11 protein-coding genes are annotated in these 13,638 nt (G+C 73.2%); 7 read left to right on the forward strand and 4 right to left on the reverse strand.

Features of this window, described 5'->3' with window-relative positions; translation table 11 throughout:
• Positions 1–13: 13 nt before the first annotated feature.
• Positions 14–748, reverse strand: a complete 735-nt coding sequence (locus BS73_RS02335; protein ID WP_235215246.1) for a TMEM175 family protein — start codon at positions 746–748, stop codon at positions 14–16.
• Positions 749–881: 133 nt separating this feature from the next.
• Complete coding sequence (locus tag BS73_RS02340; RefSeq protein WP_037568799.1) at positions 882–2,378, reverse strand: glycosyltransferase family 39 protein; 1,497 nt, start codon at positions 2,376–2,378, stop codon at positions 882–884.
• Positions 2,379–2,697: 319 nt separating this feature from the next.
• On the opposite strand from BS73_RS02340, the gene BS73_RS36985 reads away from it, so the two are divergent.
• On the forward strand, positions 2,698–2,949 hold the full coding sequence (locus BS73_RS36985) for a hypothetical protein (RefSeq protein WP_152617479.1): 252 nt from the start codon (positions 2,698–2,700) through the stop codon (positions 2,947–2,949).
• Between the two features lie 107 nt (positions 2,950–3,056).
• Positions 3,057–4,010: a quinone oxidoreductase family protein gene (locus BS73_RS02350; protein ID WP_037568801.1), complete on the forward strand. Its 954-nt coding sequence runs from the start codon at positions 3,057–3,059 to the stop codon at positions 4,008–4,010.
• A gap of 33 nt (positions 4,011–4,043) precedes the next feature.
• Here BS73_RS02350 and BS73_RS02355 read toward each other — a convergent pair whose 3' ends face one another.
• Positions 4,044–5,876 (reverse strand): helix-turn-helix domain-containing protein, encoded by a 1,833-nt coding sequence (locus BS73_RS02355; protein WP_037568803.1) that lies wholly within the window; start codon positions 5,874–5,876, stop codon positions 4,044–4,046.
• A gap of 144 nt (positions 5,877–6,020) precedes the next feature.
• Between BS73_RS02355 and BS73_RS02360 the strand changes: the two genes are divergently transcribed.
• The 3 genes from BS73_RS02360 to BS73_RS02370 all read left to right on the forward strand — a co-directional run bounded on the left by BS73_RS02360 (position 6,021) and on the right by BS73_RS02370 (position 10,870).
• Positions 6,021–7,409: an MFS transporter gene (locus tag BS73_RS02360; RefSeq protein ID WP_037568805.1), complete on the forward strand. Its 1,389-nt coding sequence runs from the start codon at positions 6,021–6,023 to the stop codon at positions 7,407–7,409.
• A gap of 37 nt (positions 7,410–7,446) precedes the next feature.
• Positions 7,447–9,150 carry a tannase/feruloyl esterase family alpha/beta hydrolase gene (locus BS73_RS02365; RefSeq protein ID WP_084703705.1) on the forward strand — a complete coding sequence of 568 codons (1,704 nt, stop codon included), beginning with the start codon at positions 7,447–7,449 and terminating at the stop codon, positions 9,148–9,150.
• 97 nt (positions 9,151–9,247) lie between these two features.
• Positions 9,248–10,870 carry a long-chain fatty acid--CoA ligase gene (locus BS73_RS02370; protein ID WP_235215247.1) on the forward strand — a complete coding sequence of 541 codons (1,623 nt, stop codon included), beginning with the start codon at positions 9,248–9,250 and terminating at the stop codon, positions 10,868–10,870.
• Positions 10,871–10,892: 22 nt separating this feature from the next.
• Here the strand turns inward: BS73_RS02370 and BS73_RS40860 are convergent, their stop codons facing one another.
• On the reverse strand, positions 10,893–11,156 hold the full coding sequence (locus BS73_RS40860; protein WP_037568808.1) for an SDR family oxidoreductase: 264 nt from the start codon (positions 11,154–11,156) through the stop codon (positions 10,893–10,895).
• 37 nt (positions 11,157–11,193) lie between these two features.
• Here BS73_RS40860 and BS73_RS02380 point away from each other — a divergent pair, with 37 nt between their 5' ends.
• Positions 11,194–11,676, forward strand: coding sequence for a MarR family winged helix-turn-helix transcriptional regulator (locus tag BS73_RS02380; RefSeq protein ID WP_235215248.1), 483 nt, complete (start codon positions 11,194–11,196; stop codon positions 11,674–11,676).
• 155 nt (positions 11,677–11,831) lie between these two features.
• A complete protein-coding gene (locus BS73_RS02385) occupies positions 11,832–13,499 on the forward strand; it encodes an MFS transporter (RefSeq protein ID WP_235215296.1) in 1,668 nt (555 codons plus the stop codon).
• The last annotated feature ends 139 nt before the right edge of the window (positions 13,500–13,638 follow it).

A 13,638-nucleotide genomic window follows, 5' to 3' on the forward strand; every position in this document is an offset into this window, starting at 1 on the left:
GCGACCCGGCGGTCTAGCGGCCGTTGCGGCGCCGCAGGCGGGACTCCGCCCAGGGGACCAGCGCCAGCAGCAGGAGGCTGTAGTACTGCAGGGCGGGTACGGCCAGCGCCAGCGCGAAGGCCAGGATCAGCGCCACCAGGTTGCCGCAGGCGTCGACGTACGCGTCGGCGATCCTGCGGCGAGCCGTGGAGCGCTCGCCGGCCAGGTGCTCGGGGTGGCTCCTGAGCACCCGCAGCATCGCCCACTGGCAGACCATCGCGGCCAGCAGGTTGGCGTAGTAGAGCGCCGCCGCGAACCGCTCGGTGCCGAACGTGCCGACGATCTCGGTCGGCAGGGGGAGCACCACGATGGCGAGGAGCCAGCCCATGTTCCCCACCACCAGCGCCCGGTCGAGCGAGCCGACCGCGGAGAAGACCCGGTGGTGGGAGAGCCAGAACCGGGCCACCACGGCGAAGCTCAGCAGGAAGCTCCAGATCTTGTCGACGTGACCGGTGATGACGTCGACGGCGTGCTCGTGGGCGCCGGCCACCTCGGGGACCAGGTCCACCAGCGGCAGGATCAGCAGGGTGAGGGAGATCGCGGTCACCGCGTCGGTGAACAGCAGCAGCCGCTCGGCCGGCAGCCCGGCCTCCGCTTCGCCGGGCTCGGCGTTCCCGGGGTCGGCGCCCCCGGGCTCGGCGACGCCGGCCGGTCTGCTCGCGTCGGATCCGGCCGGGCCGGCCTCCGCGCCGAAGCCGCTGGGGCTCATCCTCGTACTCCTCCGCAGTGATCACTGGCAGCGGGGGGATCCTACCCGCGGTGCGTCGGCGGCCTGACCGGCGAACAGTGCCGGGAACGGCGAGGCAGCGGGGGCAGGGACAGCAGAGCCGGGGCCCCGCGCGTCAGTCGTAGTGCCGCAGTCGCGGCCAGAGCGCCGTCCAGGGCGCCTTCGGACCGGTGCAGACGTCGATCGGCAGGTCGTTCCAGTCGTTCTGGACCTGGTCGGGCGGGTTGAAGACGGCCAGCCGGCGGCAGTCGGCGAAGTACGGCCTCAGCCGGGCGGCCGCGTCCACGGTCAGCACGGTGCGGTCCGAGGCGGTGCCGGGGCCCCACAGCCAGTAGTTGTTGTGGGCGGAGAGCACCGGCGGCAGCCGGTCCCGCCCGCCGAACAGCTGGAGCGCGCCGGCCTCGGCGTAGCTGCCGGTGAAGACGGCGGTGGGCGCCTCGCCCGAGCGGCGCAGCTCCGCGTCGAGCCTCACCACCTGGGCGGTGAGCTGCGGCCAGCCCACCGTGTCGGTGACGGTGTGCTCCTGCACGCTCCGGTGGAGGCTCGCGACCGGTACCAGCGGCAGGGTGAGGACGTTCACCAGCACCCCGAGGGTGGCGCAGACGGCGACCACCACCCGCTCCCCGCGCGACCGCTGGACCCAGTGCTCGGCCGAGGCGGCCCCCGCGCCGAGGACCAGCGGCAGCAGCCCGTCCGTGTAGTAGACCTTCCCCGGCACCCAGGCCAGCACATAGAGCACCACCAGGGTGACCGCGACCGCGAGGAACCGCAGCTCGGCGGTCCGCCAGAGCCGGCCCACTCCGGCCACGGCCAGCGGCACGCCCAGCACCCCGGCGTAGAGCAGCTGCCCGGGCAGGCCGACGAGGTAGTCGCCGGTGCTGGTGTTCTGCGCGTGGAGGGCGCCCGCCATGGCCAGTTGGGGCCAGCCGTGCCTCGCCTGCCAGACCAGGTTGGGCGCCCAGAGCGCCAGCGCGAGGGCGCCGCCGGCCCAGGGCCACCGGGTGGCCGGCACGGCACGCTGGGCGGGGTCGGTGAGGAGGCCGACCACCAGCGCGCCGACGGCCAGCACCACCAGATACTCGTTCTGCAGCCCGAGGCCGGCCGCCGCCCCCGCCCCGAGCCACCACCGCGGCCGCTCACGGAGCTGCGCCGTGGCCACGCACCAGACCACCACGGCCCAGGCGAGGAGGTCGTAGGGGGTGGTGTTCCCGATGTGGCAGGCGCCGACCAGTACCGGCGCGGTGGCGGTGGCCAGCGCCGCGAGCGTCCGCCCGGTCCGGCCCGCCCCGAACAGCGCCGCCGTCCGGGCCGCGATGACCACGACCGCCCCGCCGGCCAGCGCCGGGAGGATGCGGATCGCCGCCGGATCGACGCCGAGGAGTCCTGTGGTGCGGGTCAGCAGCGGGGCGAGCGGCGGCTGGTCCACGTAGCCGAACGCCGGATGGCGGCCGGCCACCACGAAGTACAACTCGTCCTGCTGGAACCCGTACCGCCCGCTGAACGCCAGCTCCACGGCGACGAAGACGGCGCCGATCACCCACGCCGGCCACGGAACCCGATCGCGGGAGGCCGGCGCCGACCCGACGGCCGCGGCCGTGCGTATGGAGGTCACGCCCCTGGTCTACCAGACGGGCCCGCCCCGGGGGCGCCGGATGAGCACCGGGCACGGCCCGGCCACGCGGAGAGGGCCGGATGTCGCCCCCTCACAGGTCCGTCCCCGGGAACTGTCGACGAACGGCATGGGGCGGGCGGCCCCCGGCACATAGCGTCGTGAGCGGCACAGTGGGAGTTTTGACGTGAGGACATGCCAGTGTTGACCGCCAGTAATCCGGCAGGTATCGAAGAGCCCAGGGCACAGGGGGAGCCGGTGCGCCCCCTCGGGGCGATCGAGAGGCTGCTGTACCGCTACGGCGACCGGAATCTGATCCACCATGCGATCGTCGCGGAGTTCCCGGTCCCCCTCGCCTACCGGCAGGTGCGGCAGGCGGCGCCGGTTCTTCGCCGCGGCGGGACGGCTGCTGGACAACCCGTGGGGGACGGTGGTGAGCGGCGACCTCCGCTTCCCGGAGGCCGAGGGCGAGCGCACGCCCGAGATCGAGCGGGCCGCCGCGTACCTCGCGCGCTACCGGGAGGCCGCGCACCACGACCCGGAACTCGTCACCCGGCTGTTGGCCGCCCGCTGACCGGCGCCGCCGCCGGGCCGCGGGCGTGCGGGTTGGCCCGGTTGTCGGTGGGGGAGGCTACCGTGGTCGTTGTTCTTCGCCGGGACGATCGATGGGGGTGGGGCCGCATGCGGGCTGCCGAGCTGAGCAGTTGGGGTACCGAGGTCCGTCTCGTCGAGCGCCCGGAGCCGGTGCCCGGCGCCGGCGAGGTGCGGGTGGGGATGGAGGCGGCCAACGTCGGCCACCTGGACCTGACGGTGATGTCCGGGACCTTCGCCCACCGCCCGGAACTGCCCTTCACCCCGGGCACCTCCGGAGTGGGCCGGGTGATCGGCACCGCCGAGGGGGAGGAGCGGTGGAAGGGCCGCCGGGTGCTGCTCCGCGGCGGCGGCCTCGGCCTCGAGCGGCCCGGCACCTGGGCCGAGCGGACCGTGGTCAGCGGCGCGGTGCTGCGCGAGATACCGGAGTCGGCCGACGCCGGGCTGGCGGCCACCTGCTACTCGCCGCTGTCCACCGGCTGGGCCTCGGTGGACGCGGTCGGGCGGGTCCAGGCGGGGGAGGTGGTGGTGGTCACCGGCGCCTCCGGAGCGGTCGGTTCGATGTGCGTCCAACTCGCCCACCGCGCCGGCGCCAGGGTGCTCGCGATGGTGAGCGGGCCGGAGCGGACAGGGCTGGTGCCGGCGGGCGCCGAGGAGGTGCTGGCCGGCTGGGACGAGGAGGCGGTGCGCCGGATCGCCGCCGCGGGCGGCGCCGACGTGCTGATCGACCCGGTCGGCGGGGACACCCTGCCCCTGCTGCTGCCCGCGCTGCGCCCCGGCGCCCGGGTGGTCCTGGTCGGCTATGTCCGGGGTAAGGCGCTCAGCGTGGACCTGCCCAACCTCCTCGCGGCCGACGTCAGCCTGCTGCCGGTGAACATGATCCGCCGCGAGGTGCCCGACGAGGTCTTCGACGGTCTCCTCGGCGACCTGATCGAGGGCCGGCTGACTCTCGGCACCGCTGTGCGCCCCCTGTCGGAGATCTCCGAGGCCCTCCGCGTCCTCCAGGCGCCGGGCACGGGCGGCACGGTGGCGGTGACCTGCTGACCTGACCGACGGGCGCGGACGGCGCGGCCGGCCTCAGGTGGAGCGGGCGGCGATCGCTCTGAGCTGGTGCAGCCGGAGCCCGATCTGGAGTTGCAGGTCGTTCTCGTGGCGCCAGTCGAGGCCGAGCACCTTGCTCGCCCGGTCCAGCCGCTTGAGCAGGGTGTTGACGTGGAGGTGGAGTGCCCGGGCGGTGGCCGCCACATTGGCGTGGTGGACGTAGTAGGCGTTGAGGGTCTCCACGAGTTCGGTGCCGCGTCGGCGGTCGTAGTCGAGGAGGGGGCCGAGGGAGTCGGCGATGAAGCGGTCGAGCTCGTGGACCCGTTCGGGGTCGAAGACCAGGGCGTAGAGGGCGTATCGCCCGGTGGTGGCCCCCAGGTCGGTGTGGCCGATCGCCCGCATCACGGCCCCGCAGCGGCTGGCTGTGGTGTAGGCGCGTGACCAGTCGTGGTTGGCCACCCGCTCGCCCACGACGTGGACCGGTTCGCCGAGGGCGCGACGCAGCCGCCGGTGCACCTCGACCACGATTCGGTCGTGGTCGTGGTCCTGGTCCTGCTGGTCGTGCTCGTGGTCCTGGGCGCAGGGGAGGACCATCGTGGCCCTGCCCAGATGCTCCCCGGCCAGGCCGGCGTGGTCCCGCGCGATGTCGTGGAGATGGCGGGTGATCTCGGTGGCCGACACCGCGTCGGAGTCGGCGACGAGGACCAGGTCCAGCCGGTCGGCGTCGATGCCGCGGGCCCGGGTGCGGGCCCGCTGCGCCGGGCTGATCCCGGGGCTGCCGACCATCAGCTCGGTGAGGAGCTCTCCGCTCATCCGCTCGCTGGCCTCGGCGACGGCCCGCTCCTTGAGGATGAGCAGCCCCATGATGTGGCTGGCCCGCTCCAGGGTCCGCAGATCCATCTCGCCCGCGGCACCGTCCCCGGAGCCCGCCTCCCGGCTCCACACCAGCGCGCCCAGCCGGCTGTCGCCCGCCCGGATCGAGGCCACGCTCCGGGCGGTTCCGGTGGCGTCCACCGAGGTCGTGCAGCGGCCCGACCGGGGCGCCCGCCCGACGGCCTCGGCCAGCTCCGCGTCGGTCGGCGGCCGGCAGGGCCGTGTCGCCGAACCCCGGCGGACCAGCGTGGCGTTGGATCTGTCCAGGAGCGCGACGTTCCCGCCCAGCTGGTCGGCGAGGAGCTGCGCCACCTCGTCGGGTGCGCCGCCCTCCAGCACCGCGTCGGTCAGCGCCTCGTGGATGGCCTGCGCCCGCTCCAGCACCTCCATATGGTCCTCGATCCTGCGGTAGGCGATCCGCAGCTCCCCCAGGGCGTTCCGGCTCGCCTCGTAGAGCCGGGCATTGTCGAGGGCGACCGCGGCGTGATCGGCGAACGCGGTCAGCAGGGCGATCTCGTCGGCCCGGAAGGAGCGCTCGGAGCGGTCCGCCGCGAACAGGGCGCCCACCGCCTCGCCCCGGATGATCAGTGGCACGCCGAGGAGGGCGACGAGGGCCTCGGTGTCGACCAGCCGGTCGAAGTCCGCATCGTGGTCGAAGAGGGTGCTGGCGGCGTAGTCGCTCACCCAGTGCGGGCTCCGGGAGGCCAGCACCCGGCCGCCGAGCCCCGCCTGCGCCGGGATGCCGGCCGCCAGGAAGGTGGCGGAGATGGTGCCCTCCGAGGCCCTGGCCGTCAGCCGGCCGTCCTCGCCGACCAGGGAGAGATAGGTGAAGTCGGTGCCGATCAGGTCGTGGGCGTGGCGGACGATCGACCGCAGCACCTCGTCGAGTTCGCCCAGCGCGGTGAGCGACTTGGCGGTCGCGTACAAGGAGGAGAGTTCCCGCTGCCGGCGCGCGAGCGCATACGGCTCCGCCTCGTCGTCGGGGTCGCCGGCCACGCTGCCATCCCTCCTCGGCTTCGGGTGGGTGAATGGCCCACCGAATCGGTGCGAGGTGTGGATGATGTACACCTCAATCACGGAGTAACGGCGCCTTAATATAACCGCCATCACCTGCCTGCGCTATCGACGAAGGCGGCATTCATGGCAACCCCCCTCACCCAACCCGAAGGACAGTCCGGCCGCCTCGCCGCCGGTCTGCCCGCGCCCCGTTCCCGGGGCTTCCGCAGACTCCTGGCCGCGGGGCTGATCGGAAGCTCGATCGAGTGGTACGACTTCTTCCTCTACGGCACCGCGGCCGCACTGGTCTTCCCGCATGTGTTCTTCCCCCACTCCTCGGCACTGACGGGCACCCTCCTCGCCTTAAGCACGTTCTGGGCCGGCTTCGTGGCACGTCCGATCGGCGGGGTGCTCGCCGGCCACCTCGGGGACAGATACGGGCGCAAGCCCGTGGTCGTCGGCTGCCTGGCCCTGATGGGGGCCGCCACCTTCCTGATCGGCTGCCTGCCCAGCGCGGGCGCCGTCGGCGCGCTGGCCCCGACACTGCTGGTGGTGCTGCGCTTCGTGCAGGGGCTCGCCACCGGCGGCCAGTGGGGCGGCATCGTCCTCCTCCTCACCGAGTCCGCCGGCCCCAAACGCCGGGGATTCGCCGGGACCTTCGGTCAGACCAGCGTCCCGGTGGCAGTGATCATCTCCAACCTGGTCTTCATGGCCGCCAGCGGTCTGATGTCCGACCACTCGTTCCTCGCCTGGGGCTGGCGCATCCCCTTCCTGTTCAGTGCCGTGATCTTCTCGGTGGTCCTCTACATCCAGGCCAGGGTGGAGGACACCCCCGAGTTCCGCGAGCTGCGGCGCACCGCGGGCCGGCCGGAACGCGCGGTGGTGCGGGCTCCGCTGGCGCAGGTCATCCGCAGCAGGTGGGGGACCGTCCTGCTCGGCTGCGGTCTCCTCTCGGCCACCAACAGCCTCTTCTACGTCAGCATCTCGGGCCTCCTCAGCTACGCCACCGACTCCCTCGGGGTGAAGCGCGACCCCCTCCTCGCGATCGTCCTCCTCAGCTCGGTGGCGATGCTGGTGACCATCCCGTGGTCGGGGCACATCTCGGACCGGGTGGGGCGCAGGCCGCTGATCCTGATCGGCGGACTGGGCGTCGCCGTCTGGGCCTTCCCCTACTTCTGGCTCGTCGGCACCGCGTCACTGCCGCTGATCTTCGTGGCCGTGGTGGTGGGCTTCGTGTTCCAGTGCCTGACCTACGGGCCCATCGCCAGCTTCCTCGGGGAGCTCTTCGCCCCCGGCATCCGGTACTCGGGCGCCTCGATGGCCTACCAGCTCTCCGCCGTGGTGGTCAGTGGCGGCACACCGTTCCTGATGACCGCGCTCATCGCGGGGACCGGCAGCACCATGCCGGTGGCGGCCTACATCCTGCTGATGGGGCTGATCACCTTCGCCAGCGCCTGGTTCCTGCCCGAGACCAACCCGGCAGAGGTCCGCAGCGACCCGCAGATGATCCCTGGTACGCAGCTCTACGGCTGAGCGGTCCGCACCCACGAGATTCGGAGAAGAGGCCAGCATGGACAGAACATCGGCCCGATACGCCGGGACGCGTCGGCTCGCCGTGCTGGCGACCGTGCTGCTGCTGGCGGGGGCACCGGGCGCGCTGGGCGGCACCCGGGCGTCCGCGGCGTCCGCGGCGACCGCGGCGACCGCGCCCGCCGCCGGCGCCGCGGCACCGGCCGCGGACTGCGGCGACCTGAACGGCCTGGAGATCCCGGCCTCGGTGATGAGCCTGCCGACCAGCGGCGGCCGCGTCGAGTCGGCCTCGGCCGTGACCGGCGTCGTCAGCGGCAGGACGATCCGGTACTGCCAGATCGACGCCGCCCTCCTCCCCGTCGACCGGTCCGCGCCCGACATCAGGATGCGAGTCGACGTGCCCGACGCCTGGAACGGCAAGGCGCTGATGTTCGGCGGCGGTGGCTTCGACGGAACCGTCCCCGACCTGACGGAGAACGTGCCGTTCGGCCCCACCGACGAGCCGGCGCCGCTGGCCCGGGGGTACGCCACCTTCGCGAGCGACTCCGGCCATCAGCAGAGCCCGACCGCGCCCCCGTCCCTGGACGGGTCGTTCGGGGCGAACGACGAGGCGCTGATGAACTTCGCGGCCGGGGACGCGCTCAAGAAGACCCGCGACGCGAGCCTCTTCCTCATCCGGCGCGCCTACGGCAGGCAGCCCACCGAGGTCTACTTCGCGGGCGGCTCGACGGGCGGGCGGGAGGCCCTCGTGGTCGCCCAGCGGTGGCCCACCGCCTTCAACGGCGTGATCGCCGCCTACCCGGCCTGGAACAACCTCAGCGAGGTGCTGGACCTGGGGCATCTGGCGCAGGTCCTGTCCCGCCCGGACGCCTTCCCCGGACCGCAGAAGCAGACGCTCCTCTACGACAGCGTCATCAAGGCCTGCGACGGCCTCGACGGCATCCGGGACGGGGTGGTCTCGAACCCGGGCGGCTGCCGTTTCGACCCCCGCACCCTTCGCTGCCCGGGCGGCACCGACGCCGGGCCGACCTGCCTGTCGGACCCTCAGATCGCGGCGGTCACCGCGATGTCCACCCCGTTCCGCTGGCCCTACCGGATCGCCAGCGGTGAGACCGGGTACCCGGGCTTCCCTTTCCTCTCGGGCGCCGACATGCGGACCCCGTTCCTCGGCTTCGGCACCACCGCGCCGGCCGATCCGATGCCCGTGACCAGCGGCTACGGGATGCAGTACTGGGACCAGTGGGTGAAGTACTTCCTCACCCGCGACCCCGGCCAGGACTCGCTGCTGGTGGACCCCGCCCACCCCGGGAAGTGGCTCGACCGGATCAGCCGCCTGTCCACCATCGAGGACCGCAACGAGGCCGATCTCGCCCCCTTCGCCCGCGCGGGGGGCAAGCTGATCCTGCTGCACGGCGCCGCCGACGAACTGGTCTCGCCGTACTCCACGAGCGACTACTACAACCGGGTGCGCGGCCTCCTGGGTCCCTCGGCGACCCGCGGGTTCCTGCGGTACTACCTGGTGCCCGGGGCGAACCACGCGGACTACGGCACGCCCGCGTTCGCGGCGAGCTGGGACTCGCTCTCGGCGCTCGAGCGCTGGGTGGAGCAGGGGCAGCCGCCCGCCGACCCGGTGGTGGCCGACTCCGCCCACCACCGCACCCGTCCGCTCTGCGCCTACCCGGACTGGCCCCGGTACCGGGCCGGCGACCCGGACAGCGCCGCCAGCTTCCGGTGCGCCCGCTGACCTACGGGACCCGTCCGACCTCCTTGTCCACGCTGTTCCCGCCGGCGGGCCCGCCGGCACATCCGAGAGAGTAGGTGCCCCCCGGGTGCTGGGCTTGATGCAAGACCGTCCGCTGTCCCTGCCGCACGTCTTCCGCCGGGCCGAACGCTACTTCGGGCACAAGTCCGTGGTGTCCGGCCGCCTCGACGGGGAGGTGACGATGACCTGGGCCGAGGTGTGCGCGCGGGTACGGCGGCTGGCCGCCGCCCTCGACGAGCTGGGCGTACCGGCCGGGGCCCGGGTGGGGACCTTCGCGTGGAACAGCCACCGCCATGTCGAGCTGTATCTGGCGGTGCCCTGCACCGGGCGGGTGCTCCACACCGTCAACCACCGGCTCTTCGGCGAGCAGATCAGCTATATCGTCAACGACGCCGAGGACGACGTCCTGTTCGTCGACCGCACCATCCTGCCCGTGGTCTGGCCCCTGATCGGCACCTTCGCCACCGTGCGCGCCGTGGTGGTGATGGACGACGGGGGCGAGGCCGAAGTCCCCGAGGACGACCGGATCGTCGACTACGAGGACCTCATCGCCCGGGCCGGGGAGGCCGGGGACACCGGGCGGGAGTTCGCGGTCGACGACGAGAACACCGCGGCGGCCCTCTGCTACACCTCCGGCACCACGGGGGACCCGAAGGGCGTCCTCTACAGCCACCGGGCCGTGGTGCTGCACGCCGCCCTGCTGCTGATGGTCGACACCTTCGGCATCGGCGAACGCGATGTGATCATGCCGATCGTGCCCATGTTCCACGTCAACGCCTGGGGCCTGCCCTATGCCGCCATGCTCTGCGGGGCCGACCTGGTGCTCCCCGGGCCGGGGACGGCGCCGGCCCGGCTGGCCGCTCTGCTCTCCCGCCACCGGGTCACCTTCGGGGCCGCGGTGGCCACCGTCTGGCGTGCGCTGCTGCCCCACCTCGACCGGCACGACCTGTCCGCCGTACGGCAGATCGTGTCCGGCGGAGGCGCGGTCGACGAGGCGCTCACCCGTGCCTACCAGGACGCCATCGGGGTGCCGCTGACCAACGCGTGGGGGATGACCGAGACCAGCCCGGTGGTCACCACCTCGCGGATCGGCACGGCGCAGGACGGCCGCACCCGCGAGGAGCAGCGGGCCCTCCTCGGCACGCCGGGCCCGGCGGTGCCGCTCACCGAGGTCCGGATCGTCGGGGAGGACGGGCGCGAGGCCCCCTGGGACGGCAGGGCCCGCGGGGAGCTGGAGGTCAGCGGCCCGACCATCGCCGCCCGGTACTTCGGCGGGCGTCCCGCGGCGGAGGCCTTCACCGCGGACGGATGGCTGCGCACCGGCGATGTGGCGACGATCGACCGGTACGGCTACCTGCGCATCGTGGACCGCTCCAAGGACCTGGTGAAGTCGGGGGGCGAATGGATCTCCTCGGTCGAGTTGGAGAACGCCATCATGGACCACCCCGATGTCGCCGAGGCCGCCGTGATCGGGGTCGCCGACGCCCGATGGGGCGAGCGGCCGGTGGCCTGCGTCGTCCTCCGCCCGGGGGCGGAGCTCACCGCCGAGGCGGTCCGCGGTCACCTCCGCTCCCGGGTGGCCTCCTGGTGGCTGCCGGACCGGGTGGACTTCCTGGACGAGATCCCCAAGACCGCCACCGGGAAGTTCTCCAAGCAGCGGCTCCGGTCCCGGTACGCGGCCGACGGTCCTGCCGGCAGCTGACGGCAGGCTTCCCGGGCCCGCCTTAGTGCTGTCCGCCCGTGGAGTGGATCACCTGGCCGGTGATCCAGCTGCCGCGCGGGCCGGCCAGGAAGGAGACCGCGTCGGCGACGTCCTGCGGCCGGCCGACTCTCCGACTTCTCGGGGGAGCCCACGCCCCCGTGTACCGGGAGGTCTCCGACCTCTCCCCGAGCACGGTCGCTGCCGTCTGGCCCTCCTCGGCGCTGGAGCGGGCGGTGGCCGCCTCCGTCCCGTCCGCGGTCGGCTGAGCGGCGTCTCGGCGGGCCATTGAACAGTCCAGGCTAATAAACCTATTATTAGTAGCCGTGGTGGTAGAGAACACGGCAAGCAGCGGCCGCCTCGGCGGCGTGGACGGGCAGGACGGCGGGGGGACCCGGCGGCTCGCCGCCGACCTGCGGCTGGCGGTCGGCCGGGTGACCCGGCGGTTGCGTCAGAGGCACGCGGTCGGCGACCTCTCGCTCTCCGAGGTCTCGGTGCTGGCCCGGCTGGCCGCCGACGGCCCGGATTCCCCCAGCACCCTCGCCGAGCGGGAGCGGGTCCGGCCGCAGGCGATGACCGGCACCCTGGGCGGACTGGAACAGCGCGGCCTCGTCAGCCGAGGTCCGGACGCCGCCGACGGCCGCCGCAGCATCGTGGCGATCACCGCGGAGGGGCGGGCGATCCTCGCCGAACGCCGCTCGGAGTCGGAGGACCGGCTGGCGGCCGTCCTCCAGGAGTTCAGCCCGCAGGAGCGCGCCGCCCTGGGCGCGGCGCTGCCACTGCTCGACCGATTGGCGGCCCGGCTGTGAGCACCGGCATCACCGGATCCGGAGGGTCCGCGCACGGCGGCGGCCTGGGCGCGCGCCTCGCGCTGCGCTCGGCCCGCCACCGGGGCACGCCCCCCGGCCCGAACTACAAGTGGGTGGCACTGTCCAACACCACCCTGGGTGTCCTGATCGCCACGATGGACGCCTCCATCGTGATCATCTCGCTGCCGGCGATCTTCCGCGGGATCGGGCTCGACCCGCTGGCCCCCGGCAACATCGGCTATCTGCTGTGGATGATTTTGGGCTATCTGCTGGTCTCGGCCGTGCTGGTGGTGGTCCTCGGCCGGCTCGGCGACATGTTCGGCCGGGTCAGGATCTACAACCTGGGCTTCTTCATCTTCGCCTGCGCCTCGGTGGCCCTCTCCCTGGACCCGCTGAAGGCCGGCGCGGGGGCGCTGTGGCTGATCCTCTGGCGGATCGTGCAGGCCTTCGGCGGCTCCATGCTGACCGCCAACTCGGCCGCCATCCTCACCGACGCCTTCCCGGCCCGGCAGCGCGGAATGGCCCTCGGTATCAACCAGATCACCGCGCTGGCCGGGCAGTTCCTCGGCCTGCTGGCCGGCGGGCTGCTGGCCGCGGTGGACTGGCGTGCGGTCTTCTGGGTGAGCGTTCCGGTCAGCGTCACCGGCACCGTCTGGTCCTATCTCAGCCTGCGGGAGACGGCCGCGGGCCGCCGCGGCCGGATCGACTGGATGGGCAACCTCACCTTCGCCGCCGGCGCCGGCATCCTGCTGGCCGGCATCACCTACGGCATCCAGCCGTACGGCGGCAGCGCCACCGGCTGGGGCAACCCCAAGGTGCTGACCGGGCTGTTCGGCGGCATCGCGCTGCTGCTGCTGTTCTGCTTCATCGAGACCCGGCGGGCCGAGCCCATGTTCCACCTCGGCCTCTTCAGGATCCGGGCCTTCGCCGCGGGCAACCTCGCCGCGCTCCTCACCGCGATCGCCCGGGGCGGGCTGCAGTTCATGCTGATCATCTGGCTGCAGGGGATCTGGCTGCCGCTGCACGGCTACGCGTTCGAGGACACCCCGCTGTGGGCGGGGATCTTCATGCTGCCGCTCACCGCGGGCTTCCTGGTCGCCGGCCCGGTCTCCGGCTACCTCTCCGACCGGTTCGGCGCCCGGCTGTTCTCCACCACCGGACTGATCGTGGTGGCCGCCTCCTTCCTCGGACTCCTCACGCTGCCGGTCGACTTCTCCTACGGGGTCTTCGCGCTTCTGCTGCTGCTCAACGGCATCGGGCAGGGGATGTTCTCCTCGCCCAACACCTCCTCGATCATGGGCAGCGTGCCGGCCGAGTACCGGGGCGTCGCCTCCGGCATGCGCTCGACGTTCCAGAACTCCGGTACCGCGCTGTCCATCGGGGTCTTCTTCTCGCTGATGGTCTCCGGACTCGCGTCCTCCCTGCCGAAGGCGCTGAGCAGCGGGCTCACCGCGCACGGCGTCCCGCCCGCGGCCGCCGCCCACGCCGCCTCGCTGCCGCCGGTGAGCACCCTGTTCGCCACCTTCCTCGGCAACAACCCGATCGAGCACCTCCTCTCCTCCGGCGGGACGCTGGACCGGCTGACGCAGGCCCAGCGCTCGGCGCTGACCGGGCACCGGTTCTTCCCCGAGCTGGTCTCCGGGCCCTTCCACCACGGCCTGACCATCGTCTTCTCGGTGGCCGCCGGGATGGCGCTGGTCTCCGCCGTCGCCTCGGCGCTGCGTGGTACCCACCGGCCCGCCGAGCCGTCACCCAGCCCCCCGAACCGTCCGCGGCCGGTCGCCGAGCAGAGGGAGGCGACCCGGCGCGGCGACGGAGTGTAAGGCTCCGCCCGGTGCCGCTGACACCTCGTCCTCTGGTCCGGCGGCGGCATCCGCGCGAGGCTTGCGCCTCGAACGCGGAACACCGCCGCGCGGATCACGAGAGAGGTGGACCCGCCCATGACGGCCGACCCCCTGCCCG

The organism is Phaeacidiphilus oryzae TH49 (genome assembly GCF_000744815.1).
In the GTDB taxonomy this organism is placed as follows: Bacteria; Actinomycetota; Actinomycetes; order Streptomycetales; family Streptomycetaceae; genus Phaeacidiphilus; species Phaeacidiphilus oryzae.

What these genes read in the sequence shown, in the direction of transcription:
- BS73_RS02385 (WP_235215296.1), top strand. Translation starts at nt 11,832, where the DNA reads ATGGACGCCTCCATCGTGATCATCTCGCTGCCGGCGATCTTCCGCGGG.
- BS73_RS36985 (WP_152617479.1), top strand. Translation starts at nt 2,698, where the DNA reads ATGCGATCGTCGCGGAGTTCCCGGTCCCCCTCGCCTACCGGCAGGTGC.
- BS73_RS02370 (WP_235215247.1), top strand. Translation starts at nt 9,248, where the DNA reads ATGCAAGACCGTCCGCTGTCCCTGCCGCACGTCTTCCGCCGGGCCGAA.
- BS73_RS02335 (WP_235215246.1), bottom strand. Translation starts at nt 748, where the DNA reads ATGAGCCCCAGCGGCTTCGGCGCGGAGGCCGGCCCGGCCGGATCCGAC.
- BS73_RS02350 (WP_037568801.1), top strand. Translation starts at nt 3,057, where the DNA reads ATGCGGGCTGCCGAGCTGAGCAGTTGGGGTACCGAGGTCCGTCTCGTC.
- BS73_RS40860 (WP_037568808.1), bottom strand. Translation starts at nt 11,156, where the DNA reads ATGGCCCGCCGAGACGCCGCTCAGCCGACCGCGGACGGGACGGAGGCG.
- BS73_RS02365 (WP_084703705.1), top strand. Translation starts at nt 7,447, where the DNA reads ATGGACAGAACATCGGCCCGATACGCCGGGACGCGTCGGCTCGCCGTG.
- BS73_RS02360 (WP_037568805.1), top strand. Translation starts at nt 6,021, where the DNA reads ATGGCAACCCCCCTCACCCAACCCGAAGGACAGTCCGGCCGCCTCGCC.